The 25628-nt window shown below is 62.6% G+C and carries 22 protein-coding genes; 16 read left to right on the top strand and 6 right to left on the bottom strand.

Annotated features, from left to right (window positions below):
* The first annotated feature begins 73 nt into the window (after positions 1 to 73).
* The 5 genes from glmU (at position 74) to C8D72_RS09515 (ending at position 7062) form a co-directional block, all read left to right on the top strand.
* Positions 74 to 1435 carry a bifunctional UDP-N-acetylglucosamine diphosphorylase/glucosamine-1-phosphate N-acetyltransferase GlmU gene (gene glmU, locus C8D72_RS09535; protein WP_115854172.1) on the top strand — a complete coding sequence of 454 codons (1362 nt, stop codon included), beginning with the start codon at positions 74 to 76 and terminating at the stop codon, positions 1433 to 1435.
* A gap of 231 nt (positions 1436 to 1666) precedes the next feature.
* Positions 1667 to 2437, top strand: coding sequence for a DeoR/GlpR family DNA-binding transcription regulator (locus C8D72_RS09530; RefSeq protein WP_115854483.1), 771 nt, complete (start codon positions 1667 to 1669; stop codon positions 2435 to 2437).
* A gap of 75 nt (positions 2438 to 2512) precedes the next feature.
* Positions 2513 to 4348 (top strand): glutamine--fructose-6-phosphate transaminase (isomerizing), encoded by a 1836-nt coding sequence (gene glmS / locus C8D72_RS09525; protein WP_115854171.1) that lies wholly within the window; start codon positions 2513 to 2515, stop codon positions 4346 to 4348.
* Between the two features lie 306 nt (positions 4349 to 4654).
* The gene (locus C8D72_RS09520; RefSeq protein ID WP_115854170.1) at positions 4655 to 5017 is read left to right on the top strand and encodes a hypothetical protein; all 363 of its coding nucleotides are present in this window, start codon (positions 4655 to 4657) and stop codon (positions 5015 to 5017) included.
* An 11-nt stretch (positions 5018 to 5028) separates the two neighbouring features.
* On the top strand, positions 5029 to 7062 hold the full coding sequence (locus C8D72_RS09515; RefSeq protein WP_115854169.1) for a pyrroloquinoline quinone-dependent dehydrogenase: 2034 nt from the start codon (positions 5029 to 5031) through the stop codon (positions 7060 to 7062).
* Between the two features lie 142 nt (positions 7063 to 7204).
* Here C8D72_RS09515 and C8D72_RS09510 read toward each other — a convergent pair whose 3' ends face one another.
* The gene (locus C8D72_RS09510) at positions 7205 to 9292 is read right to left on the bottom strand and encodes an AsmA family protein (protein ID WP_115854168.1); all 2088 of its coding nucleotides are present in this window, start codon (positions 9290 to 9292) and stop codon (positions 7205 to 7207) included.
* Positions 9293 to 9381: 89 nt separating this feature from the next.
* Here C8D72_RS09510 and pdxY point away from each other — a divergent pair, with 89 nt between their 5' ends.
* The 5 genes from pdxY to C8D72_RS09485 all read left to right on the top strand — a co-directional run bounded on the left by pdxY (position 9382) and on the right by C8D72_RS09485 (position 14788).
* Positions 9382 to 10260, top strand: coding sequence for a pyridoxal kinase PdxY (gene pdxY, locus C8D72_RS09505; RefSeq protein ID WP_115854167.1), 879 nt, complete (start codon positions 9382 to 9384; stop codon positions 10258 to 10260).
* Positions 10261 to 10262: 2 nt separating this feature from the next.
* Positions 10263 to 11123: a DUF72 domain-containing protein gene (locus C8D72_RS09500; protein WP_115854166.1), complete on the top strand. Its 861-nt coding sequence runs from the start codon at positions 10263 to 10265 to the stop codon at positions 11121 to 11123.
* Positions 11124 to 11313: 190 nt separating this feature from the next.
* Positions 11314 to 12666 carry a sodium-dependent transporter gene (locus C8D72_RS09495; RefSeq protein WP_115854165.1) on the top strand — a complete coding sequence of 451 codons (1353 nt, stop codon included), beginning with the start codon at positions 11314 to 11316 and terminating at the stop codon, positions 12664 to 12666.
* A gap of 305 nt (positions 12667 to 12971) precedes the next feature.
* Positions 12972 to 13862, top strand: coding sequence for a motility protein A (locus C8D72_RS09490; protein ID WP_115854164.1), 891 nt, complete (start codon positions 12972 to 12974; stop codon positions 13860 to 13862).
* Complete coding sequence (locus tag C8D72_RS09485) at positions 13862 to 14788, top strand: OmpA/MotB family protein (RefSeq protein WP_115854163.1); 927 nt, start codon at positions 13862 to 13864, stop codon at positions 14786 to 14788. Before C8D72_RS09490 ends, C8D72_RS09485 begins: the two co-directional genes overlap by 1 nt.
* A 79-nt stretch (positions 14789 to 14867) precedes the next feature.
* On the opposite strand, the gene C8D72_RS09480 is transcribed toward C8D72_RS09485, so the two are convergent.
* A complete protein-coding gene (locus C8D72_RS09480; RefSeq protein WP_115854482.1) occupies positions 14868 to 15086 on the bottom strand; it encodes a PA3496 family putative envelope integrity protein in 219 nt (72 codons plus the stop codon).
* Positions 15087 to 15262: 176 nt separating this feature from the next.
* Between C8D72_RS09480 and C8D72_RS09475 the strand changes: the two genes are divergently transcribed.
* The 5 genes from C8D72_RS09475 to C8D72_RS09455 all read left to right on the top strand — a co-directional run bounded on the left by C8D72_RS09475 (position 15263) and on the right by C8D72_RS09455 (position 21317).
* A complete protein-coding gene (locus C8D72_RS09475) occupies positions 15263 to 16174 on the top strand; it encodes an SIS domain-containing protein (protein ID WP_115854162.1) in 912 nt (303 codons plus the stop codon).
* A gap of 114 nt (positions 16175 to 16288) precedes the next feature.
* The gene (uvrD, locus tag C8D72_RS09470) at positions 16289 to 18487 is read left to right on the top strand and encodes a DNA helicase II (protein ID WP_115854161.1); all 2199 of its coding nucleotides are present in this window, start codon (positions 16289 to 16291) and stop codon (positions 18485 to 18487) included.
* 130 nt (positions 18488 to 18617) lie between these two features.
* The gene (gene phoU, locus C8D72_RS09465; protein ID WP_115854160.1) at positions 18618 to 19343 is read left to right on the top strand and encodes a phosphate signaling complex protein PhoU; all 726 of its coding nucleotides are present in this window, start codon (positions 18618 to 18620) and stop codon (positions 19341 to 19343) included.
* A gap of 101 nt (positions 19344 to 19444) precedes the next feature.
* Positions 19445 to 20173, top strand: a complete 729-nt coding sequence (cysZ, locus tag C8D72_RS09460; RefSeq protein ID WP_115854159.1) for a sulfate transporter CysZ — start codon at positions 19445 to 19447, stop codon at positions 20171 to 20173.
* A 172-nt stretch (positions 20174 to 20345) separates the two neighbouring features.
* Entirely contained in the window at positions 20346 to 21317 is a 972-nt protein-coding gene (locus C8D72_RS09455; protein WP_115854481.1) for an N-acetylmuramoyl-L-alanine amidase, read from the top strand.
* A gap of 32 nt (positions 21318 to 21349) precedes the next feature.
* Here the strand turns inward: C8D72_RS09455 and phoR are convergent, their stop codons facing one another.
* The 4 genes from phoR to C8D72_RS09435 form a co-directional block, all read right to left on the bottom strand.
* A complete protein-coding gene (gene phoR / locus C8D72_RS09450; RefSeq protein WP_115854158.1) occupies positions 21350 to 22654 on the bottom strand; it encodes a phosphate regulon sensor histidine kinase PhoR in 1305 nt (434 codons plus the stop codon).
* A gap of 5 nt (positions 22655 to 22659) precedes the next feature.
* Entirely contained in the window at positions 22660 to 23343 is a 684-nt protein-coding gene (gene phoB, locus C8D72_RS09445) for a phosphate regulon transcriptional regulator PhoB (RefSeq protein WP_115854157.1), read from the bottom strand.
* A gap of 156 nt (positions 23344 to 23499) precedes the next feature.
* A complete protein-coding gene (ubiA, locus tag C8D72_RS09440) occupies positions 23500 to 24366 on the bottom strand; it encodes a 4-hydroxybenzoate octaprenyltransferase (RefSeq protein ID WP_115854156.1) in 867 nt (288 codons plus the stop codon).
* Between the two features lie 78 nt (positions 24367 to 24444).
* Positions 24445 to 24996 carry a chorismate--pyruvate lyase family protein gene (locus C8D72_RS09435; RefSeq protein WP_115854155.1) on the bottom strand — a complete coding sequence of 184 codons (552 nt, stop codon included), beginning with the start codon at positions 24994 to 24996 and terminating at the stop codon, positions 24445 to 24447.
* 278 nt (positions 24997 to 25274) lie between these two features.
* Between C8D72_RS09435 and C8D72_RS09430 the strand changes: the two genes are divergently transcribed.
* A complete protein-coding gene (locus C8D72_RS09430; RefSeq protein ID WP_281271620.1) occupies positions 25275 to 25571 on the top strand; it encodes an HU family DNA-binding protein in 297 nt (98 codons plus the stop codon).
* Positions 25572 to 25628 lie beyond the last annotated feature (57 nt).

Here is a 25628-nt window from a genome sequence, read left to right as displayed (position 1 = left end):
TGACAGAAAATGTCATCTGTCGGGTGCATGATCGGTGATCGTTTTCATTCAGCGCGGGGGAGAGTCTTCTTTCATGTCCATTGATGTCGTGATTCTGGCTGCCGGTCAGGGCAGTCGCATGCGTTCGCAAAAGCCCAAGGTACTGCACGAACTGGCCGGCAAACCCATGGTGCGTCATGTCATCGAGTCAGCCATGGAGGCGTTCTCGTCCCCGCGGCTTCATGTGGTCGTGGGCCACGGCGCCGAGCAGGTGCAGGCAGCACTCTCCGATTTGCCCATCAGTTTTGCCCATCAGCTTGAACAGCGCGGCACCGGTCACGCCGTGGCGCAGACGCTTGAAGCGCTGGGCGACGGTCCGGTGGTGGTGCTTTACGGTGACGTGCCGATGATTCAGGCCCGTACCCTGAGCAGCCTGGTCGACCGGGTCGATGAGCAGCACATGGCGCTTTTGACCGTCACCATGGCCAACCCGCACGGCTACGGGCGCATCGTGCGCAACGATCAGGGGCAGGCCGTGGCCATCGTCGAGCAAAAGGATGCCACATCCGAACAGCTCGGAATCAATGAGTGCAATACCGGTATTCTGGCCGCCACCGGTGATCAGCTGCGGCGCTGGCTGCCGGCGCTGTCCAGTGACAACGCCCAGGGCGAGTACTATTTGACCGACATCATTGCCATGGCGGCCGGTGAAGGGGTCGAGGTGGCCACGGCCGAGCCGGCGCTGGTCAGTGAAGTCCAGGGCGTCAACGACCGGGTGCAGCTCTCGGCGCTGGAGCGCGTTCATCAGTCCCGCGAAGCCGAGAGGCTCATGCGTGAAGGGGCGAGCCTTGCTGACCCGAAGCGGCTGGACGTGCGCGGTGAGCTGAGCGTGGGTCAGGACGTTTTCATCGATGTCGGCTGCATTTTTGAAGGTCGGGTCCATCTGGGCGACGGCGTTCACGTCGGCCCCTACAGCATCATTCGTGATGCCAGCATCGGTGACGCGACGCGCATCGAGGCCCACAGCATGATCGAGGGCAGTGAGACCGCTGGCGACAATGCCATCGGCCCCTTTGCCCGCCTGCGCCCGGGAACGCGGTTGGAAAGAAAGGCGCGTATCGGCAATTTTGTTGAAACCAAAAAGGCCCATGTCGGCGAGGGCAGCAAGATCAACCATCTGAGCTATATCGGTGATGCGACCCTGGGTCAGGGCGTCAACATCGGTGCCGGCACCATTACCTGCAACTACGATGGCGTCAACAAGCACCGCACCGAGATCGGCCATGGCGTGTTCATCGGCTCCAACTCGGCGCTGGTCGCCCCGGTCACGATCGGCGATAACGCCACGGTGGCTGCCGGTTCCACCGTGACCGAGACGGTCGACGACCAGGCACTGGCCATCGCCCGCGCCCGCCAGATCAACAAGCAGGGCTGGACACCGCCGCATCGCAAGTGAGCCGTATTCCACCAGGGTAAAGATCTTCGACGGGCGCCGCACGGATGTGTGGCGCCCGTTTTTGATGACGACCTGTGCTCTTGTAAAGGTATTCGACTTAAGGCGTATGCTTTTGTGCCAAAAGCGCTGTCTTTGCTTGACCTCATCGCCGTTGTGGTTTTTCATTCGAAACTCAAATTCTTTCGAATCGAAAGATAAAGATTTCAATTGACGGATGATCCTTCCTTTATCATGAGCCGACGTCAGACGCCTCAACGCCGGGAGGCCATTCTTGATCTGCTGGCAGCGCGCGGTGAGGTTGGCGTCGAGACGCTGGCCCAGCAGTTCGAGACTTCAAGCGTGACCATCCGCAAGGATCTGGCCATGCTTGAAAATGCCGGTCATCTGATTCGCCGCCACGGGGGCGCCACGCTCGTGCCGCGTGAAGGCGATCAGGGGCGACACCGTATCTCCCCCGTCAAGCAGGCGCTGGCGCGGGCGGCCAGTGAGCGTATCGCTGACCATGCGCGACTGATTATCGACAGTGGCAGTACCACCAGCGCGCTGATCCCGGCGCTGGCCCATCGCACCGGGCTGGTCGTCATGACCAACTCGCTGGGCGTGGCCGGGGCGCTTCAGGCGCTGGATACCCCCCCTGCCCTTTTGATGACCGGCGGCACCTGGGACCCGCATTCGGCCTCCTTTCAGGGCCGGGTAGCCGAGACCGTCCTGCGTGCCTACGACTTCGATCAGCTCTTTATCGGCGCCGATGGCATCGATCTGGCGCGGGGCACGACCACCTTCAACGAGCTGACGGGGCTGTCGCAGGTGATGGCCGAGGTGGCTCGCGAGGTGGTGGTGATGGCGGAGTCCGACAAGATCGGCCGGCGCATTCCCAATCTGGAGCTGGGCTGGGCGCAGATTGATGTATTGATTACCGACGACGGGCTGGATGCGTCAGGCCGTCAACACATTCGTGACCAGGGCGTCGAGCTGATCTGTGTCAGCACGCAGGCGCCGTGACACCATCGGGTGGCGGACGGGGTCCGGCATCCGGGGTGATATCGCAATTTTTTGGCATTTCAGGAGAGACAATCTATGTGTGGCATTGTGGGCGCGGTCGCTGACCGTCAGGTGCAGAACATTCTGCTTGAGGGACTCAAGCGTCTTGAGTATCGCGGCTATGACAGCGCCGGCATGGCCGTGCTGTCTCCGGATGCGCGACTGTCGCGCCAGCGTGCGGTCGGCAAGGTTGCCGCTCTTGAAGAAAAACTGCAGGCGGCCGGTCTGCGCGGTCATGTCGGCATCGCCCATACCCGCTGGGCCACGCACGGTCGGCCCACCGAAAACAATGCCCACCCGCACCAGTCCGGCGACAGCCTGGCGGTCGTACACAACGGCATCATCGAAAACTACGAAACGCTCAAGGCCGAGCTTGAAGGCCAGGGCTACGTCTTTTTGTCCGAAACGGACACCGAGGTCATCGCGCATTTGATGTCGCGTGAAGTCTCGCGTCATGACGATCTGCTCTCCGCCTTTCAGCACGTGGTGGAAATGCTCAACGGCGCCTATGCGCTGGCTGTAACCCACGCCGACTACCCCGATCAGATCGTGGGCGCGCGCAAGGGCAGCCCGCTGGTCGTGGGTGTCGGGATCGACGAGGCGTTTCTGGCCTCCGACCCGCTGGCGCTTTTGCAGGTCACCGACCGCTTCATCTACCTGCAGGAAGGGGACGTGGCGCGTTTGACCGTGGGCGGCAACATTGAAATCTTCAACGCTGGTCAGAGCGTCGAGCGCCCCAGCTCGATCTTCGAGCACGGTGACGGCGCCGTCTCGCGCGGCGACTATCGCCACTTCATGCTCAAGGAGATCCACGAGCAGTCCCAGGTCATCGCCAATACCCTGGAAGGCCGTCTGGGCGATCGACACGTGTTCACCCGCATTCTGGGCGCCGAAGCCGACGACCTGCTCGATCGCGTCAAAAACATTCAGATCATCGCCTGTGGCACCAGCTATCACGCCGGCATGGTGGCGCGTTACTGGCTGGAGAAGCTGGCGGGCGTGCCGACCCAGGTGGAAGTGGCCTCGGAGTATCGCTACCGCGAAGTGGTCGTGCCGGACGGCACGCTGTTCGTGACGCTGTCCCAGTCCGGCGAAACGGCCGATACCCTGGCAGCGCTGCGCCACGCCTCCAAAAAGGGCGGCTATCTGGCAAGCCTTGCGATCTGCAACGTGCCGGGCAGCTCGCTGGTGCGCGAATCCGACCTGACCCTGATGACCCAGGCCGGCCCCGAGATCGGTGTGGCCTCGACCAAGGCCTTTACCACTCAGCTGGTGGCGCTGCTGCTGCTCACCCTGGCCCTGCGCCAGGCGCGTCAGGGCGATGACGAGGTGCAGGCCCGTCTGGTCAATGCCCTGCGCGAACTGCCGCGTTTGATCACCCGCGGTCTGGCACTCGACAGCGCGATCGAGACCATGTCCTCGGCCTTTGCCGAGAAGCATCACGCCCTGTTTCTGGGCCGTGGCACCATGTTCCCGATCGCTCTGGAAGGCGCGCTCAAGCTCAAGGAAATTTCCTACATCCACGCCGAGGCCTACCCGGCCGGCGAGCTCAAGCATGGTCCGCTGGCGCTGGTCGACAGCGACATGCCGGTCATCGCGGTGGCGCCCAACGACGAACTGCTGGAAAAGCTCAAGTCCAACCTGCAGGAAGTCCGCGCCCGTGGCGGTGAACTGTTCGTCTTTGCCGATGAGCACGTGGCCATCAATGAAAGCGAGGGGGTTCATGTGCTGCGCATGCCGGCCGTCGATGACGTGATCGCGCCGATTCTTTATACCCTGCCGCTGCAGCTGCTCTCCTATCACGTGGCCGTGCTCAAGGGCACCGATGTGGATCAGCCGCGCAACCTGGCCAAGAGCGTGACGGTGGAATAACCCTTTCTCTCTCAGGGCAGTCTGCACCCTGACATGCCGGGCAGCGATGACGACATCGCTGCCCGGTTTTTTTGAGCCTGCCCGGTCGGATCAGGTAGAATGCTGTCTTTCAATCTCGATTAAGCTGTATGAATTTTCGGGATGAAAGCTATCCTTTCATGGTGATCAACGAAGCACTCCAGAGGCTTCGATCGATCAGCGCCCGACCCTCCTCGCGGCATGCCCTGATACGCCAGTACCGGTATCGTCAGATGGCCTCCATGGGAGTGGTCCATAACACCCCCGCTCAAGGGAAGGGAATCCGTCATGTCCTCCGTGCGATCCTCGAATCCAGTGGCCATGGTCATGCTCGTCGCCTCGGCGATTGGCATTGCCATTGCGCTCCATGCCTATCTCACACCGCTCACCGGCGTCACCGGCACGCTCGGCGCACTGATTGTCATTGTGACCTGTGCCGTTCTGGTCGTGCTGGCGCTTGGGCTTGTCCTGTGCCGCGGACGTGTTCTTCACAATCTGCTTCGGATCGTGACTGTTGCCGTCATTGTCGGTACTGCCTTTGCCGCGCTGTTGCTCCATCTCTGGTGGCTTGCCATCGCCATGGCCGTCGCCCTGGTGGGATGGATGATCGATATTTTTCGCGCCGCCCCCGCCCACCGCACGCATTCATGAGGAGTCTCGACATGATGAGTCTTCGCACAGGCGCCCGGCGCCTGAGTACGCTGACCGCCCTGTCGCTGACGGTCTTTCCCGGCCTGACACTGGCCGAGCAGCAGTCCGAACAGCCTGACCAGGCCGAACAGACAGCGGCGCCGGCATCGACGTCGGACAACGGCGATCGCGCCAACGTGCCGCTGGTGCCGGACACCCCGACCTGGGACAGCTTCCACGGCCAGCTCAACGCCCAGAAGTACAGTCCGCTGGATCAGATCAACGTCGATAACGTCGGTCAGCTCGAAAAGGTCTGGGAAGTTCACACCGGCGATATCTCCGACGGCTCCGGTGACACGCCAGCCACGGTCTGGTCGGCCACCCCGGTCGTTGCCAACGACACGCTTTATATTGGCACCCCCTTTTACAAGCTGATCGCCTATAACCCGGCGACCGGCGAGGAGAAGTGGCGCTTTGACACCCAGTCCTCCAGGGAAGCGCTGACCCAGCCCGTGCTCAAGAATCGTGGCGTGGCCTACTGGGAAGCCGACGACCCCATCGAGGGCGAGTCGTGCCAGAAGATCGTCTACATGGGCACCATGGACGCTCAGCTGTTTGCCATTGATGCCGACACCGGCAAGCCCTGTCAGGGTTTTGCCGACAACGGTGTGCTCAATGTCGATCAGTGGAACAACGTCAATTCCAAGTTCCCGCTGTCGCTGTTACAGCCACCGACCATCGTGGGTGATCATGTCATTTTCGGCTGGGCCGGCAAGGACTGGGCCTATCAGGAAGCGCCCCCGGGCACCGTGTTCTCGATCAACGCCCGCACCGGCGAGCGTGAATGGGAATTTGAAGCCCTCTCCGATGAGATGCGCCGCAAAAGCGGCACTGCCAACGTCTGGACACACATGTCGGCGGATGAGCAAAACGGTCTGATCTATCTGCCGGTCTCTTCGCCCTCCCCCAACTTCTGGGGCGGCAATCGCACTGAAAAGGCGCCGCTGGCGACCTCGACGACCGCGCTTGATGTCGACACCGGTGAGGTGGTCTGGTCGCGTCAGTGGGTGCATCACGATATCTGGGATTACGACATCAACGCCGCGCCGACACTGATGGACATCACGGTCGACGGCGAAGAGATTCCCGCGCTGGTCCAGGCCACCAAGATGGGCTTTCTGTTCGTGGTCAACCGCCTGACCGGCGAAGACGTCTGGCCGATCGAGGAGCGCCCGGTGCCCCAGGGGGATGGCAGCGTCGAAGGCGAGGTCTATGCGCCGACCCAGCCCTTCCCGACCAAACCGGCCCCGTTGCTGGATCAGTCGAAAAAGCCGGAAGTCTGGGCACTGGCGGATGCCGTGGGCTTTGGTCAGTGCTCGCGGTTGTGGGACGAGCTCACCTATGAGGGCATGTATACCCCGCCCACCACCCGTGGTGAAGGGGCGCTGGCCTACCCCGACAGCGCCGGTGGCGTTCAGTGGGGCGGCGTGGCCTTTGATCCCGAAAGTCAGACCGCAATCGTCAACACCTCGCACATCGTGCAGACCGTCAAGCTCTATAACCGCGAGGACTACGACAAGGCCGACAGCGGTTCCGGCAACGAAAGCGGTTTTGCCCCGCAGGAGGGCGCGCCGTATGGCATGCGTCTGGAAGTCGCGGACAACTGGCTGGGCATGCCCTGCTGGGAGCCGCCGTTTGGCGAGATCGTGGCGATCGACATGCACACCGGCGACATCAAGTGGCGCAAGCCGGTTGGCGCCTCGCAGCAGTTCGGTTTCTTCATGCCGGAACGCTGGGGCTCGCCCACCATCGGTGGCCCGGCCGTGACCGCCGGTGGCGTGATCTTCATCGGTGCCTCGATGGACGCCAAGGTGCGCGCCTACTCTCTTGAGACCGGTGAAAAGCTCTGGGAGGATCAGACCCAGGCGCCGGTCGTGGCCAATCCGTCGGTCTATGAATACGACGGCCGGCAGTACGTGGCCTTCGTGGCCGGCGGCAACACCATCCTCAAGGATCAGGTCGGCGACCAGATCGCCGTCTACGCGCTGCCGGAAGACAACGAGTAAGCGCAGCCCTCGAGGTTTTTGATCACGGGGCGCCCCTGAAAGGGCGCCCCGTTTTTCATGCCATGATCCCGAAAGGACGACCCTGCATAAAAAACGCCGGCGCTTGCGCCGGCGTTGTCGTTACTCCCTGATGTGAAGAAGATCAATCAGTTTTCATGCGCTCGATCAGCGCCCCGCACTGACTCTCCTCACCCGCGCTTGTGGACACCAACGCGCCAAGGGCGGCCGCCGGGGCCGCCAGCGTGCCCAGCGCCACGGCCGCCGCGCCGCGCGCAATCAGGGGGGCGGCTTCCACGCCGGGTGACGGGTCCTTGAAGGTACCGCCGACCGAAAGCGGCGTGCGCAGGGTGAAGATACGAAAGCCCTTGCTCTCCGGTTTGATGGTGAGATCCATCTGCTCATTGGCCAGATTCACTGCGCCTTCGACATTGATGATGGCGTTGTCGGTATCGATGGTGAAAATACGCGGCTGGACCAGTCCGTCATTGATCTGCAGATCGGCAGCGGCGCAGTGAATGGCCACCTCCTCATCGCCGAACAGCTCACCGATCAGATAGTTGCCCACGTTGAGTCCGGCCAGCTCCATCAGGTTGCGGCTGATGCGTCCCTGTTCGATCAAAAGCTGCAGTTCGCCGTCGCTCGATCCCAGCAGGGCCGCCACCGAGTTGCCGGCGCCCATCAGGGTGGCGTCGCCGTTGATCTCGCCCAGCCCCTGGGTCAGATCGCTGTTGTTGGGCAGGATTTCGCTCAAGTGAAGCCCTCGGGCATGCGTGTCGATGCGCGCACGTAGCGGTGTTTCCTGCCCGCTCAGGCGCAGCGTGGTATTGAGCTGCCCCCCGGCGACGCCGAAGCTCAGCGGGTCCATCAATATCTCGCCGTTGTTCATGACCAGATGGGTGTTGAGATTGCTCAGGGGCAAAGACTCGCCGTGCACGATATTTTGCGCGCGAAAGCGCACGTCGGCGTCCATGGTGTTCCAGCGCTCGGTGTTGAATTCGGAGACCGGCAGCACCCTGTCCTCGGGCTGGTCCGGATTGACCGAGTCACCGGTCTCTTCATTGTCGGCACCGACCAGCGGGGCCAGGTCGGCAAAGCGAAGCTGCTTCGAGGCCAGCTCGCCGGTCAGCGTCGGGCGTGGTTCGGCGTTGACGTAGCGCAGGCTGCCATGGATATCGCTGTCGCCGATCGTGCCGTCAAAATCGCGATACTCAAAGGTGCCGCCGTCGGGTCTGTTCAGATCGGCCGAGAGATGGCCGCGCGTGGCATAGGGTGGCGTCTGGGGCAGTACGACGCCGGTCAGGGCGTAGAGATCGCCCAGATTGTCGCCGGCAATGCCCACATCAAGCTCCATGCCGGCCAGCGCCATCGGATCGTTGAGCGTGCCGATCACATCCAGGCGGGAATTGCCGGAGGACAGATGTACCTCCAGCGGGAAGCGACCGCCCTCACGCAGCGACGCCGGGCCGCCCAGTCGGCCTTCGCCGTTCAGTGCGCTGCCGCGATAGGTGCCTTCGACCTGCCAGGCGAAACGAAAATCGCGTTCACTGCCGGGCGCGCCCTGCCCGCTCGCAGTGGCCTCCTCGCCGCTGTCTGCTGGCTGGTCGCTGCCGGCGACCTCTTCCCAGCGTACCGGCTCGCCCAGGGTTTCCAGCGTGGCGGTGGCGTCCACGTCCAGCACCTGATCAACGAGCGTGACCTGCACCCGGTCGACATCGAGCTGGTCAATGGCAAACTGCCAGCCGCTGTCGCTATCCTGATCGGTATCACTGTCGTTTTCGGCGCTGTCATCGCCGGCAAGCTGCCAGTTGTTTTGAGTCTCCTCAAGGCGGCGCAGGGTGGCACTGGCGTTACGCACGACCAGATCGTGCAGCGAAATACGCTTTTGAAGCAGGGCCATCGGCTGCAGGCCCACCGCGATAGACCCGATACGGGCCGTGCGGGCCTCTTCGGTACCGGCGTCCACGCCACGTGCCTGATTCAGTTCGGGCGGATCACCCAGCACGATGTCCTCGGCGCTGACACGGGGCATCAGGCGCCAGCTCTCCCACTGCCAGGAAAGTCCCAGATCGCCCTGAATGGCAAAGGGGCGCCCCAGCGACTCGGAAACACGGTCATTGATCGTGGGTCTGAGCCAGTTCCAGCTCATCAGGGTCATGACAAGACCCAGCAGTATCAACAGGGCCACAAGGCCCCCCAGTGTCCGGCTGACGATGCGCATTGCACGCGACATGAGCGGTCTACCTCAACAGAATGTTATCTTTTAAAGCATAGTCAGGCCCGCGCTTCGTGGGTATCCCATGCGTCGATCGAGTGTCCTTCATGACCCATATCATTTCCATTCAGAGCCACGTGGCCTATGGCTATGTTGGCAACCGTGCCGCCGTATTGCCGCTGCAGCGTCTGGGCTGCGAGGTCACCGCCATCAACACGGTGCAGTTTTCCAATCATACGGGCTATGGCGCCTTTACCGGCGAGGTCTTCACGCCGGACCATTTAAAGGATGTACTGGATGGCGTTGAGGCGCTCACCGGGCTTTCGAACGTGCAGGCCGTGCTCTCCGGCTACATGGGCGATGAAGGCATCGGCCGCGCCGTGCTGGAAAGCGTCACCCGCGTGCGTGCCGCCAACCCGGGCGCACTGTACTGCTGTGATCCGGTGATGGGCGATATCGGCCGCGGCTTTTTTGTCCGTGAAGGCATTCCGGCGTGGATGCGCGACTGCGCCGTATCGGCGGCCGACATCGTGACGCCCAATCAGTTTGAGCTGGCCTTTTTGAGCGATCACGCCATCGAGTCGCTGGATGACGTGTTGAGCGCTGCGGCGCGCCTGCGCGCGCAGGGCCCGAGCGTGGTGCTGGTGACCTCGCTGGATATCGATGACAGCACGGCGGAGACCATCGAGATGCTGGTGGATACCGAGGCGGGCAGCTGGCGGATCGCCACGCCCCGCTTCGATTTTCCGGTCGCGCCCAACGGTGCCGGTGATTTTACCGCCGCCGTGTTTCTGGCCTGCTGCCTGCGCGATCAGGACGGTATCACCAATGAGGGGCCGGCGCGGGCGCTGGAGAGTACGGCCGAGGCCGTCCATGCGCTCTTTACCCATACCTGGCAGGCAGGCACCCGCGAGCTTGCCATGATCCAGGCCCAGGACGAGATCGTGGCGCCCCGGCAGCGCTTTGATGCCGAACGGGTGCGCTGAGCATGGCGGGATCCCTGCATCTGGGGCTTGCCATGTGGGCCAACGCTGACTGGCGTGGCACCCTGTATGGCACCTACGCCCAGCCAAGCGACTCGCTGCCGGACTATGCCAGCGTCTTTTCCTGCGTGGAGGGCAATACCACCTTCTATAGTGGCGCACCGCGCGAAGACGTAATAGACACCTGGTCGCGTCAGGCTCCCGAGCACTTTCGCTTCTGCTTCAAGCTGCCGGCCGCGCTGACACACGACAAGCGTCTGGTGGGTATCGAGGCGGAAATGGACCAGTTTCTCGAGCGTCTGGCGCCGCTGCACGATCGGCTGGGGCCGACCATGATCCAGCTGCCGCGCGACCTTGGTGCTGACGAGCTGCCCGCGCTGGAGGCCGTGCTCAAACGCTGGCCGAAGGCGCTACCCTGTGCCGTGGAAGTGCGTCACAGTGAATTTTTCCACAAGGGGATGACCGAGCAGTCGCTCAACCGGTTGTTGATAACTCACAAGGCCAATCGGGTCATGCTGGATACCCGCGCGCTCTTTGCCACGCCTGCCGGCGACGATGCTCGACTTGCGCAGGCCCAGCGCGAGAAACCGCGCCGACCGCTGCATGTGCTGAGCACGGCGGCGCAGCCGGTGGTACGCTTCATCGGTCATTTTGATGATGAGATCAATCACGCGCGCTTTACGCCCTGGATCGAACAGCTGGCCCTGTGGATGGAACAGGGGAAAAGTCCGGTACTGTTTGTGCATACGCCGGATAATCGGGCGGCCCCGCTGCTGGCACGCGCCTTTCATGCCCGCCTTGCCGAGCGCATCGCACTGCCGGCGCTGGCCGCCTTTGCCGGTGAGCGGCAGGAATCACTCTTTTAATGTTACAGGGCGTGATGTTGGTGCCTTCGTCTGTACAATGGACGCCATCGATCGCTTCAGATGGGCGTTGTTCAGAAAAAATGACATCGGAAAAACATCAATAATGAAGCACGGGCGTCGGCGACACCGCGATTTGCCGTTGGCGAATCAAGCGTGTTTGCCGACTTAAAGGGATACACAGGGTAGCCTCATGACCAACAAGCCCCATTCACATGCGCAGTGGTCTTCGCGCATTGCGTTCATGCTCGCCGCGGTCGGCTCTTCCGTCGGGTTGGGCAATATCTGGAAATTCCCCTACATGACCGGTGAGAGCGGCGGCGGCGCCTTCGTTCTAGTCTATCTGGTCTGCATTTTGCTGATCGGTCTCCCCATTTTGATGAGCGAATGGCTGCTGGGACGACTGGGGCAGAAAAACCCCATCTCGACCATGAGCCGCATCGCCGGGCGCCTCAAGCGCTCTCAGGCCTGGGTACTGATCGGCGTGGGCGGCATTCTGGCCGCCTGGCTGATTTTGTCGTTCTACAGCGTTATCGGCGGCTGGGCGCTGGCCTACGTTCGCTATGGGGCGTCGGCCACCTTTACCGGGCTCGACGGGGACAGCGTCGGCACGCTGTTTTCCGATCTGCTTGCCAGTCCGGGCACGCTGCTGGCCTGGCACAGCCTGTTCATGGTGCTGACCATTGCCATCGTGGCCGGCGGTGTGGCCGGCGGGCTCGAGCGGGCGTCCAAGATTCTGATGCCGGCGCTGGTGGTCCTGCTGGCGGTGCTGGTGGGCTATGCCGCCACGACCGGCAGCTTTGGTGAAGGGTTTGATTACCTTTTCCGTCCCGATTTCACACGTCTGACCGGCGATGTGATCCTGGCGGCGATGGGACATGCCTTTTTCACCCTGAGTCTGGGCATGGGCATCATGATGGCTTACGGCTCCTATCTCAGCGATGACGTCAATATCGGTCGCACGGCCATGACGGTGGTCATTCTCGATACCATCATCGCGCTGGCCGCCGGCATGGCGATTTTCCCGATCGTCTTTGCCGACGGGCTCGACCCGGCGGCCGGCCCCGGGCTCATTTTCCAGACCCTGCCGCTGGCCTTTGGCAACATGTCCGGCGGTGTGTTGTTCGGCACGCTGTTTTTCGTGCTGCTGGTGTTCGCGGCCTGGACCTCGGCGATTTCGCTGCTGGAGCCGATCGTTGAGTGGCTCGAGGAGAAAACCCCGCTGAGCCGTCTACAGTCGGCGCTGGTGGCCGGCGCCGCCACCTGGATTCTGGGCATTGCCACGGTGCTGTCGTTCAACGACTGGTCGGCGTTTACGCCCTTTGGCATGACCATGTTCGATCTGCTCGACTACGTCACCAGCAAGATCATGCTGCCGCTGACAGGCCTGGCCACCATCGTGTTCGTGGGCTGGTTCATGGGCCGTGATGAAGTGCGCGCCCAGCTCAACATGGGGTCAACGGCCTTTGCCTGGTGGCGTTTTTCGGCGCGTTTCATTGCGCCGATTGGCGTGGCCATCGTATTCGTCTGGGGACTAATGCATTAATTCAGGCGATGGACGACCACGGGCGGGCACCTTCGGGGGCCCGCTTTTTTTCGCCTGTCGCCCGGGCAGTGAATTGATCACCGGGATATCTACTGTCAATGGGAAATGTGGATAACTCTGTGGGAAAGGTGCACAACTCCTGTTCAAGCGAATGAATGCGCGTCAAAAATGGCGCTATTCATGGCGTTTGAGATCAGAGCACTCTGTCAGAATTGACCGGTCAATATCGGCAGCAGTGGCGCTGGCTGAAGTGGGTCCGTCGGTCTCAGACGTCACAAGCGCTGCATGCACATGGATGTTTTGTCATGACCAGCAGTCAATCCGGCAGCACCGACAGTCCCCTCAATGCGTCTTCCACCGGCCGGCCGGCCGGCGTGCCCGGCAACCCTTCGACGCTGATCGGCATCGTGGTCAGCATCTTGTTGCTGACGGTCGTGGTGCTCTTTACCGCGCAGTCGCCGCTGAGTTTTTTCAATCTTCCCGGTCTTTTGATCGTGCTGACCGGTACGCTGGCCGCCACCATGATCAGCTATCCCATGCGCGAGATCCGTCGCGTGATGGCGCTGGTGGGGAGCGTCTTTCGCCGCGAGCCCGATTTCATTCGTGAGGACATCGACGAGCTGGTGGCGCTGGCGCGCGAATGGATGCACGGCGATGCCCGCGCCGTGGAGCGGGCGCTGGAAACCACCCGCAATCCGTTTCTGCGCACCGGCATCAGCCTGGTGATCGACAACGTCCGCGAAGAGGAGATTCTGGATCTGCTGCGCTGGCGCATCACGCGTCTTCGCGCCCGGGAGCTGGCCGAGGCGCAGATCTTTCGCACCATGGCTACCTACGCGCCGGCCTTTGGCATGCTGGGGACGCTGGTGGGGCTGATCAACATGCTGGAGGTCATCCAGAACGGCGATCTGGCCGTGATCGGCCCGCGCATGGGCGTGGCGCTGTTGTCGACCTTTTACGGCATCCTGCTGGGGAATCTGCTGTTCAAACCGATTGCGGTCAAGCTGGAGCGGCGCACCGAGGAGCGTCTGATCGCGATGAACATGGTGCTGGAAGGCGTGTCGATGATCTCGCGCCGCCGTCTGCCCTCCTTTATCGAGGCCACGCTCAACTCCTTTATCAGCGAGGCCCACGACGAGCTGGGCGAACGGCCGCTGCCGCGTAACACCGAAAGCCCCGGGAGCGGCGCGTCGTGATGGAACACCGATCGTCAGGCGCCTCCGGTCAGGCCCGTCAGGCGGCCCGTGAGCTGGTACTGACCGCCGATCGCAGTGAAGAAAGCGATGGCTGGATGCTCAGCTATCTCGATCTTTTGACCCTGCTGCTGGTGCTGTTTGTGCTGCTTCTGGCCATGCGTGGCGTGGTCCCGCAGGACGATCTGCCGGCGCCGGCATCGCCAATGGCCTCGGAGGCCGTCGCCGTGATGGTGTCACCGCTGGCACTGGCGGCCGTGGATCGGATCTCACCGGTGCAGGCTATCCCGGTCAGCACTACCGGCGTCCTGTCATCGCTGATGGGGTCTCCGACACCTCAAACGCCCTGGCAGATGCTGCCGGCCACGCCGGTCATTGAAGACAAAACGCCGGCGCGCGTGGATGTGCAGGCCGCCCTGGCGGTGATGACGCCGCTGACGCAAGTGCCCGCCCCGGCAGAAGAAACATCGCAGGCCCCCGCGGATGAGGTCATGGCCATGGATCACCGGCTGGCCGGCATCGACGGGGTACAGGTCACCCGCGAGCGCGAGCGCACCATCCTGCGCATCGAGGACCGGCTGCTCTTCCCCAGCGCCGATGTGGATATCGGTACCCAGGGGAACGGCCTGCTCGATCGCCTGCTGCCGGCACTCAGGGATTTCGACGGCGAGATTTCGGTCGAGGGGCACACGGACAGTCGCACCATCTCGACGGCGCAGTTCCCGTCGAACTGGGAACTTTCTGCCGGTCGGGCCACAGCCGTACTGCGCTATCTCAGCCGCGGTGGCGTCTCCAGCACTCAGCTACGGGCGATCGGTTACGGGCCCACCCGGCCGCTGGCGGGGAACGACACCGAGACGGGGCGTGCTCAGAACCGTCGGGTGGAGCTGGTGTTGAGCCCGGCCGGGCCGCGCTCGACCACGCCGTAGCCTTTCCTGACCACCTTTCGCGACAGCGGCCGGCATTGCCGGCCGCTGTCGTGTCAGCGCCTGTCACGCCTGATCGCTGCTAGCCGAAGTGGTGCAGGCGTTCATCGTCCTCACTGAATTGGGTGGCAAGCTTTCTGGATTCGAAATGATCCTCGATGCCGCGGCGGACCTTTAGTGCGCGCTCGGCGGCGCGCTGGCGGCGTTTCTCGGTCTCTCTGGCATCCAGATGCATGGCGATATCGAGAATTTCATTGCGAACGTCATTGAGTCGGGATTGATCAGCAGTGTGCTTTTGCATGAACGATGCACCCTTCGACATTGAAATGGATCCGGGACATGACACTGTGTCGACGTGACCATCAGCGTGATAGTCAGCGTCGATCAGTGCTCGCACTCAGCGTATGATAGTGCTGTTGACAATTTAATGACGTAACGCAACAAAGGGCGTGCGTCAACCAGCACAGAGGATGCACCTTGAGCGTCACGCTTTTTGATGACCTTCGCGCCCGGCTGCCGGCCTTTCGCCGCTCCGAACAGAAGGTGGCCCGTTTTGTACTGCGCAATGCCGATGAAGTCATTCATTTGCCGCTGGCCGCGCTGGCGGCCCGCGTCGGCGTCAGTGAGCCCACGGTGATCCGCTTCTGTCGCGCCATCGACTGCACGGGCTATCAGGATTTCAAGCTCAAGCTGGCGCAGACGCTGGCCACCGGCGAGCAGTTCTCGGAATTCTCGATGAACGAAACCGACAGCGTGGCGGAGTTCTCCCGCGGCATCTTTGACTCCACCGTGGGCACGCTGCTGGGCGTGCGCGACCGGATCGATGCCACCAGCATGACCCGCGCCATCAATGCCCTGTCGGACGCCAGCCGGGTCGAGTTCTACGGCTACGGCGCCTCCGGGGCGGTGGCCATTGATGCCCAGCACAAGTTTTTCCGCCTGCGCATCTCGACGGCGGCCTACTCCGACCCGCACATGCAGCACATGTCGGCGGTGACGCTGGGCGAGCATGACGTGGTGGTGGCCATCTCCCAGACCGGGCGCTCCAGCTCGCTGCTCTCCAGCGTCGACATCGCCCTGTCTCACGGCGCCACGGTCATCGGTCTGTGCCCGGCGGATTCGCCGCTGGCCGAAAAATGCACCATTGGGCTTTATATCGATGTCTTTGAAGACAGCGAGGTGTATCGGCCCATGAGTTCGCGCATCGCGCATCTGGTGGTGATCGATATTCTCGCCGTGGGCGTGGCCAAGACCCGCGGACCGCAGCTGGCCGAGCATCTGGTGGCGGTCAAGCGCAGCCTGGACCCGCTGCGCACGGCGCGCCCCGACCCCTTTGATCGGGCCCGTCAGGACAGCACCCGCACCCGGGGCAAATCCGACGATAAATAGGCGTCGGGCGGCCTCACAGGAGGGACCGGCGGCGCCGTATATGCTAGGGTAGAGACTTCTTTTTGATCTCTTCTCTCAGGCCGTTTCCGGCCGATTTCCAGGGTATCTGATTTCATGGACGCCTCTGCGCTACTCGATTCTCTCAATTCCGATCAGCGCGACGCGGTCGGCGCCCCGCAGGGCAACATGCTGGTGCTGGCCGGTGCCGGCTCCGGCAAGACCCGGGTACTGGTGCACCGTATCGCCTGGCTGATGGAGGTCGATGGCCTGTCGCCCTGGTCGATTCTGGCCGTGACCTTCACCAACAAGGCCGCCCGCGAGATGCGCTCGCGGCTGGAGACGCTGTTGAAGGTCTCCCCGCGCGGCATGTGGGTCGGCACCTTCCACTCCATTGCCCATCGGCTTTTGCGCACCCACTGGCAGGATGCCGGACTGCCCGAACATTTTCAGATCATCGACAGTGATGACCAGCTGAGGCTGGTCAAGCGCTTGCTGCGCGATCACGGTATCGATGACGAGCGCTACCCGCCCAAACAGGTGCAGTACTTCATCGGCGGCTGCAAGGAAGAGGGCATGCGCCCGGGCGATATCGACGCCCACGGCGACGCCTACATGCAGCAGATGATCGATCTCTACGAGCTCTATCATCTCGCCTGTGAACGCGGCGGGCTGGTCGATTTCGGTGAGCTTTTGCTGCGGGCGCTCGAGCTTTTGCGCGATAACCCGCGCCTTTTGCAGCACTATCGCGAGCGCTTTCAGCACCTGCTGGTCGATGAGTTTCAGGACACCAACACGCTGCAGTACGCCTGGCTCAAGCTGCTGGCCGGCGACCGTGCCTGCCTGACCGCCGTGGGCGACGACGACCAGTCCATCTACGGCTGGCGCGGCGCGAAGGTCGAAAACCTGGCGCGCTTTCGCGAGGAGTTCCACGACACGCGTCTGGTGCGCCTTGAGCGCAACTACCGCTCGACCAGTGCCATTCTGGAGGCGGCCAACGCGCTGATTCGCCACAACGCCGGGCGCATGGGCAAGGAGCTCTGGACCGATGTCGCCGAAGGCGAGCGCATCTCTCTCTATGGCGGCTTCAACGACCTGGACGAGGCGCGCTTCATTGTCGATACCATCGCCACCCAGGTGCGCGAGAAGGATCGTCCCCGCAAGGACATCGCCATTCTCTACCGCTCCAACGCCCAGTCCCGGGTGCTGGAGGAGGCGCTGATTCGCCAGGGGGTGCCCTATCGCATCTACGGCGGTCAGCGCTTTTACGAGCGCCTCGAGATCAAGAACGCGCTGGCCTATCTGCGCCTGCTGGTCTCGCGCGATGACGACGCCTCGCTGGAGCGCGTGATCAACGTGCCGGCGCGCGGCATCGGCACCCGCAGCGTCGAGCTGCTGCGCGCCCATGCCCGTGACGAGGGCGTCTCCTTGTGGCAGGCCCTCAATGATGCCCCCTCGAAAGGGCTTTTGAAGGGCCGCGCCGCTTCGAGCGTGACCACCTTCAGCAACCTGATTGATCAGCTCGACAACGACACCGCCGGCCTGTCACTGCACGAAATGATCGATCACGTGATCGGCCAGACCGGGCTGATCGAGCACCACCGTGCCGAGAAGGGCGAAAAGGGCCAGGCGCGGGTCGAAAACCTGGAGGAGCTGGTCAGCGCGGCGAAGGCGTACACCCAGGGCGACCCCTTCAGCCCGGTCAATGACGGCGAAGATGATTCACTGGGCACCTTTCTGGCCGAGGCGGCGCTCAACTCCGGGGACCATGAGGCCGACGAGTTCGAGGACGCCGTTCAGATGATGACCCTGCATTCGGCCAAGGGGCTGGAGTTTCCGGTCGTGTTCGTGGCCGGCATGGAAGAGGGGCTCTTTCCGCACAAGATGTCGCTGGAAGAGCCCGGGCGTCTCGAGGAGGAGCGCCGGCTCTGCTATGTCGGCGTGACGCGGGCGATGGAGAAGCTCTACCTGACCCATGCCGAATCGCGACGTCTGCATGGCAAGGAAACCTTCCAGCGACCGTCGCGCTTTCTGCGCGAGCTGCCCGAAGAACTGGTCGAGGAAGTGCGACTGCGCGGTCAGATCTCGCGGCCGGTCACCTCAAGGGAGTCCTCCCCCCGCCAGGAGCAGGTCGATGGCGGTGAGGCGCTGCCGAGTCTGTCGCTGGGCCAGCGGGTCAGCCATCCGGTCTTTGGTGAAGGCGTGGTGATCAACGCCGAAGGTCAGGGTCAGCGTGCGCGAGTACAGGTCAGCTTCGAGGACGACGGTGACAAGTGGCTGGTACTGGGGTTTGCCAAGCTGGTGCCGCTGGGCTGAATCTTGCCGATCACGTGAACGGGTAACAGGTATGTCAGCGTTTGTGTCATCAAAGTGTCATTATCGTACGCGATGCTTTTGCCAACATGGCGCTGCCAGGCAGCGCCCCTGATACGTGAACGGAGTCACCATGGACATTACCAACGACCCTCACAGCCAGCATATTTCGCGTCAGTTCAATCAGGAGCTGGAGTCACTCAAGACTCAGCTGTTGGCCATGGGGGGGCTGGTAGAGCGCCAGATCAACGAGGTCATTGCCGCGCTTCTGGAAGGCGACTTCGAGGCGGCCGAGCGGGTGCGCGACAACGACCGGGAGGTCAACAATTTCCAGCTCGAGATCGATGACGAGTGCGCCCATATTCTGGCCCGTCGCCAGCCCACGGCCTCCGATCTGCGCCTGGTACTGGCCGTTACCCGTGCCACCTCCGATCTGGAGCGCATGGGCGATGAGGCCAACAAGATCGCTCGTCATGCGCTGAGCCTGATCGAGGAAGGGCTGACCAGCCGCGGTTTCACCGAAATCCGCCATATCAGCACCCGCGTGCGGGACATGGTCCGTCATGCCCTGACCGCCTTCGCCCGCATGGATGTGCCCATGGCCCGCGAAGTGCTGGGGGAGGACGAGATTGTCGATCAGGACTATCAGACCGCCATGCGCTCGCTGGTGACCTTCATGATGGAAGATCCGCGTTCGATCAGCTCGGTGCTCAACGTCATGTGGATCCTGCGCTCGCTGGAGCGCATCGGCGATCATGCCGACAACCTGGCCGAATCCGTCATCTATCTGGTCGAGGGCGACGACATTCGCCATGCCAGCAGCGGCCAGTCCGCAAGCGACAGCGCCCCCAAAGCGTAAGCCGCCCGCCTCCTCCCCTGACCGGTTCGCCATCTCTGCGATGGCGACCGGGTATGATAGTCTGCCTGCCCAACCCCTTTTGATGACTGGATAATCCTTCAATGGTGTATGCCGTCTCCGCGCTGGGGCGCGGATTTTCCATGGTGCTCTCGCCCGGGCTTCGGCGTTATGTCGTGATTCCGTTGCTGGCCAATCTGGCCATCTATGCCACGCTGTTTACCCTGGTGATTCAGCGCTTTTCCGGCTGGGTCAACTACTGGATGGCCAGCGTTCCGGGCTGGCTCGAGTGGCTTGAATGGCTGATCTGGCCGCTGGTGGTGCTGTGTCTGATCATCGTGTTGGCCTTTACCTTCACCGTGGTGGCCAACCTGATCGCCTCACCCTTTTACGGCTTTCTGGCCGACAACGTCGAAAGACGCCTGTCCGGTCAGCAGGAGAGCATCGACAACCGCTCCCTGTGGCAGCAGGGCATCGACAGTCTGAAACGCGAGCTGCAAAAGCTGGCCTGGATGGCGCCCCGGGTGCTGCTGCTGCTGTTGATCGGGTTCGTGCCCGTGCTGCACGTGGCGGCGCCGCTGTGCTGGGCGCTGTTTTCCATCTGGAGCATGTCGATCCAGTATCTGGACTACCCAATGGACAACAATGGGGTCAGCTTCGCCGACATGAAAAAGCGCCTGAGCGCGCGCTGGTGGCCCACGCTGACCTTTGGCGGTGTGGTCTCGGCGTTGATCTGGATTCCGATCGTCAATCTGCTGGTCATGCCGGCCGCCGTCGCCGCCGGCGTCATGATGTGGCGCCGACACTACATGGCCCTGCCGCCGCCCCGATAATCACGGCGCACCCTGCGATCACGCCGGCAGGGGTGAATAACACTGCCATGATGACACCGCATTGTTGTAACCTTGCGTAACCCATGGTTTGAGGCAGGCCTTTGTGCCTGCCTCGTAGCGCTTGTCACATGGCGTCCCGGGTGTCCTGATTACCGTCGTGATGGAAAACAACATGTCAAAATTTCCCCTGATCGGGCTGGCCGTGGCCCTGATCCTGGCCGGCTGTGCCAGTACGCCAGCACCGGCTCCCTCGCCCGTGGTCGATACCGACGCCATCGATCGCATTTTCAGTAACGTGCCGGTCATTGATGACGCCGCGCCGCCCCGGCGCTATAGCCCGGCGCAGGGCGCGGCACTCGAGCGCCGCAGCGGCTATCGGGTGGATCGCTCGGTGTCATCCAGCGGGCAGAATCAGCGTATTCGCTTTCTGGTGCTGCACTACACCGGCGGCGATGATACGGCCGCCTTCCGGGCGCTGACCGGGGGCAACGTCAGCGCCCACTATCTCGTCACGGCCGCTCCCGGTGAGTATCAGAACCAGCCGGTGGTGATGCAGCTGGTAAACGAGGACAAACGGGCCTGGCATGCCGGTGTGAGTGCCTGGGGGGATCGCGTCAATCTCAACGATACGTCAATTGGCATCGAGATCGTCAATCGCGGCCATTACAACTCGCCCGATGGGCTGGTCTGGGATCCCTACTCCCGTGCCCAGATCGAGCTGGTCACCGCCCTGACCCGCGATATCGTCAACCGCTACAACATCGCGCCGGAAAACGTACTGGGCCACAGCGACATTGCGCCGGGGCGCAAGGTGGACCCGGGCCCGTTTTTTCCCTGGCAGCGCCTTCATGAGGCCGGTGTGGGTGCCTGGCCCGAGCGCCATGTCGTCACGCGCTATCAGCGCGAGCTGAGCACCGCGCCCCTGTCCATGGCACAGCTACAGCGTGCGCTGGGTGTCTGGGGCTATCCGGTGGCCGTCACCGGTACCCATGACGAGCCGACCCGCAAGGCGCTGGGCGCCTTCCAGATGCACTTTCGACCGGCGGATACACGCGGCAATGTCGATGTGGAAAGTCAGGCGATTTTGCTGGCGTTGATCGAGCGCTATCACGGCCTGGCAGACGTGCGCACCGTTCGTCAGTAGGGCTGCTGTGACGACATGCACGCCGCCTGCGCTCAGGCAGACGCTGCTTCTGCTTCCATGCGGGTGGCGGGGAAGATACAGCGAAAGCAGGCGCCCTCGCCGGGCTGGCTGTCGATATCGAGCCGGGCGTCATGGCGCAGCAGCACGTGCTTGACGATGGCCAGCCCCAGTCCGGTACCGCCGCTGGCCAACGAGCGGCTCTTGTCGATCCGGTAAAAGCGCTCGGTCAGGCGCGGCAGGTGCTCCGGAGAGATGCCGTCGCCGTCGTCGATGACTTCAACGGCGGCGCCGTCCTTGTCCCAGCCGCGATAGCGAACGGTAATGTGACAGCCCGGCGGCGTGTAGCGCACGGCGTTGTAGATCAGATTGGACAGCGCGCTCCGCAGCTCCTCGACATCACCGAACACTCGCCGCGTCTCCTCGATCCGACAGCTGATCTCATGGCTGCCGGCGGAGAGCTCCTGTCCATCCTCGGCAATCTGCTCGCACAGCGCGGCCATGTCGATCGAGCGCTCGGTGTGCTGGCGCTCGCTGGTTTCCAGCCTTGAGAGGGTCAACAGGTCCTCGACCAGATGCTGCATGCGCACGGTCTGTTCCTGCATACGACTCAGGCCACGCTTGTAGGAGGCAGGCAGCGCGCCGTCGTTGTCCTGCCAGGTCTCGACATAGCCGGTCAGCACCGTCAGCGGGGTGCGCAGTTCGTGGGAGACATTGGCGACGAAGTCCCGGCGGGTCTGTTCCAGGCGCTGCAGGCGGGTGACATCGCGAATGATCAGCAGCCGTTCATCGTCGCCAAAGCGGGTGATCTGACACGACAGCGTGCGCGCCTCGTTGGTGGGCGCCCCGATCGTGATCGGCTCGCTGTAGTCCATCTGGCGGAAGTAGCGGATAAAGGCGGGGTCGCGCAGGTAGTTGGTCAGGTGATGACCGCGGTCGTGGCGATTGTCCAGCCCGACCAGGCGTTCGGCGGCGCTGTTCCACCAGTCCAGACAGCCACGGGAGTCGAGCATGACCACCCCTTCGCTCATCGACTCGGCGGATTCCTGAACGCGCTTTAATACCGAACGCAGGCGGCCCTGCAGTTGCTGCTGGCCCTTCTGATAGCGATAGAGCCGGTCAAACAGATCGCCCCACACCCCTTCACCATCCGGCGGGCGCTGCTCCACCGGCGCCTCCAGCCAGCGATAGAGTCGTCTCAGGTGTCTGAGGGTAAAGGCGAGATGAATGGCCAGCCCCAGGGCCAGCCCCCAGCCCGGGTAGCCCAGCAGCGTGCCCAGAATGGTGAAACATACGGCCAGATAGGCCAGGCGCCAGAGTTCATTGAGCCAGTAATGCATACAGGCTACCGCGACGAGAAGCGATAGCCGGTACCCCGTACGGTCTGCACCAGATGTTGATGGGCGTCGCCCAGCACCTTGCGCAGGCGGCGAATATGGACATCCACGGTGCGCTCCTCGACATAGACGTTGCCCCCCCACACCTGATCAAGCAGCTGGGTGCGGGTATAGGCCCGCTCCTGATGGGTCATGAAAAACTGCAGCAGGCGGTATTCGGTCGGCCCGATTTCCAGTGCCCTGCCGTCGACGCTGACGCGATGGCTGACGGGATCGAGCAACAGACCGCCCACCTCGACCGTCTCCTCAACGCCTGCCGGCGTGGTGCGGCGCAGCACGGCCTTGAGCCGGGCGATCAGCTCGCGGGGCGAAAAGGGCTTGGTGATGTAGTCATCGGCGCCGCTTTCCAGCCCCTGGACCTTGTTGTCTTCCTCGCTGCGCGCGGTCAACAGCACAATCGGAATATCGCGGGTGGTGGATTCGCGCTTGAGCCGGCGAGCGAGATCGATGCCGCTGATCCCCGGCAGCATCCAGTCCAGCAGGATCAGGTCCGGGCGTTCATCGACCACCAGTTCGTGAGCCGTTTTGGCATCCTCGGCCTCGAGAATGCGAAAGTCGGCCATCTCGAGTGCCATGGCAATCATTTCACGAATCGGCGCTTCGTCATCGACGATCAAAACGGTTCTGGACATGAATGGCTTCCCCTGCCGGATAACAATGGCGACTGCCGGGACGATAAACACAAGGGTGTTCAGTCATCGGCCCCGTCATGTGATCGTCATTCAAACGTCTTCATGTGACAACTTTATGACAGGCCGATCAAGTATGACGCCATTGCTTTCAGGGGATTAGGCCTGCCAGGTCGCCAGCGCGATACCGGCAAAGAGCAGGATACCCACCCAGTGATTGTTCAAAAAGGCCTGAAAGCACCCCTCGCGGGTGCGCGTGCGACACAGCCGCTGCTGGTAGCCAAACACGATGGCGATGGCGACCAGTGCGGCCCAGTAGAAACCGTCCAGTCCGGCCAACTGACCGACGACGGCCAGCAGCAGTAGCATCAACACCTGAAGCGCGCCCTGAATGACCAGATCCATACGGCCGAACAGTACCGCCGTCGACTTGATGCCGATTTTCAGATCATCGTCGCGATCGACCATCGCATACCAGGTGTCATAGACCAGCGTCCAGACGATATTGGCAAAAAAGAGCCACCAGGCCACGGCCGGCACATGACCCTGCTCGGCGCCGAAGGCCATCGGAATGCTCCAGCCAAAGGCTGCGCCCAGCACCACCTGCGGCAGGTGGGTATAGCGCTTCATGAACGGGTAGCTCGCCGCCAGCGCAACGGCCCCGAACGACAGCATGATGGTAAAGGTGTTGGTAAAGCAGACCAGCACAAAAGCGATCACCAGCAGGGCGCCAAATAGCGTCAGCGCCTCGCGCTCGCTGATGCGACCAGTGGCCAGCGGTCGGTCATGGGTACGCTTGACGTGGGCATCGAAGTGGCGATCGGCGTAGTCGTTGATTACACACCCCGCCGCGCGCATGACGTAGACCCCGGCGATAAAGATGATCAGATTGTGCCGCTGTGGCAGGCCATCACCGGCCAGCCACAGCGCGGCCAGCGTCGGCCACATCAAAAGCCAGGTGCCGATGGGACGATCAAGCCGGGTCAGGCGCAGAAAGTCGGGGAGTCGAGCGAGGGGCGACGGCATCGTCGGGGCTCCAGTCAGCGTAAAAACACGAGTCTACCCGAAATGACGCCGTGTCGAAGGGTCCAACCATGCCGCCTGTTATTGACGGTAAAAGCGCTCATGCACGAAATACTCCTGCACCAGCAGCGGGGGACGACCGGCGCCCAGGGTGAACAGCGAGCGCCGGCCCCATGCCGCGGGCAGTGCCAGAAAGCCGGGATCGGATCGGGTCATCTCGATGCGGGAGCGCCTGACGAGGGCCTTTTGCGGTGCGCGGGCGCTTCTGGCAAAAAGCTGATGGCCCAGCGCCTGTGTGCCCAGTCGGGCCATCCAGGGCGGACAGCCCTCAAGCGTCGTGACCGAGCGTGCGGCCACCAGCACTTCCCCGTTGGCTTCCAGCGTCACTTCCCGTCGCCAGACCCGCTGCCCGGCCGGCAGGCCCAGTCTTGTCAGTTCATCAAGGCGCCCCCGTCCGGCACCCTGAGCGTGCAGACGAACCGTGATGGGGGCATCCACCAGACGTGACAGACGCACCGTGAGCGAATCCCGTGAGGCCATCAGGGTTCCGAGCGGGTCTTCAAGCCAGATACCGGCAAGTGCAATCGGCTGCCAGCGCCGCGGCAAGGGGGGATATCGGGGGCATTCGGGCATGTATAAAACATCCACAAAGAGGGCCAGCGGGTATTTTTTTGTACTCGTAAGGTAAAAATATCATCCATTAGGGGGGATAAAGGCCACAAAGTGCCATTTTGTGCAGTTTTGGCTGGCGTGAAGCAGGGCGGCGTTGCTAGTCTAGGCCCGTCGAACAGTGTTCGCCCTGCAAGGCCGGCCTCATGGCGCTGGTGCAGGGCAGTGAGCGACCCTTCGCGCACCCCTTGCAGTGTGCGAATTCGATATAACAATGGGCGGCACTAAAAAATCGCCATGTTATTGCCCAACCAGGAGGCGTTATGCGCAAACCAGAACTCGCCGCGGCCATTGCCGAGCAGGCGGATCTTTCAAAGGACAAGGCAGGTCAGGTACTCAACGTCGTACTCGACGAGATTACCCGCAGTGTCGCCAAGGGCGAAGATGTCACCCTGATCGGGTTTGGCACCTTCACCGTACGCGAGCGCGCCGCGCGTACCGGCAAGAACCCGCAGACCGGCAAGGAAATCCAGATTCCTGCCAGCAAGAACGTTGCGTTCAAGGCTGGCAAGGGTCTCAAGGACGCCGTTTCCAAGTAATCCCCGCCAAAGGGATGACAATGGCGTTGATATCACCGGCTGCCCCAGGGCAGCCGG

Source organism: Kushneria indalinina DSM 14324, assembly GCF_003385845.1.
In the GTDB taxonomy this organism is placed as follows: Bacteria; Pseudomonadota; Gammaproteobacteria; order Pseudomonadales; family Halomonadaceae; genus Kushneria; species Kushneria indalinina.
The sequence above is the reverse complement of the archived record's forward strand: the minus strand, read 5'-3'. Positions and strand labels throughout refer to the sequence as shown.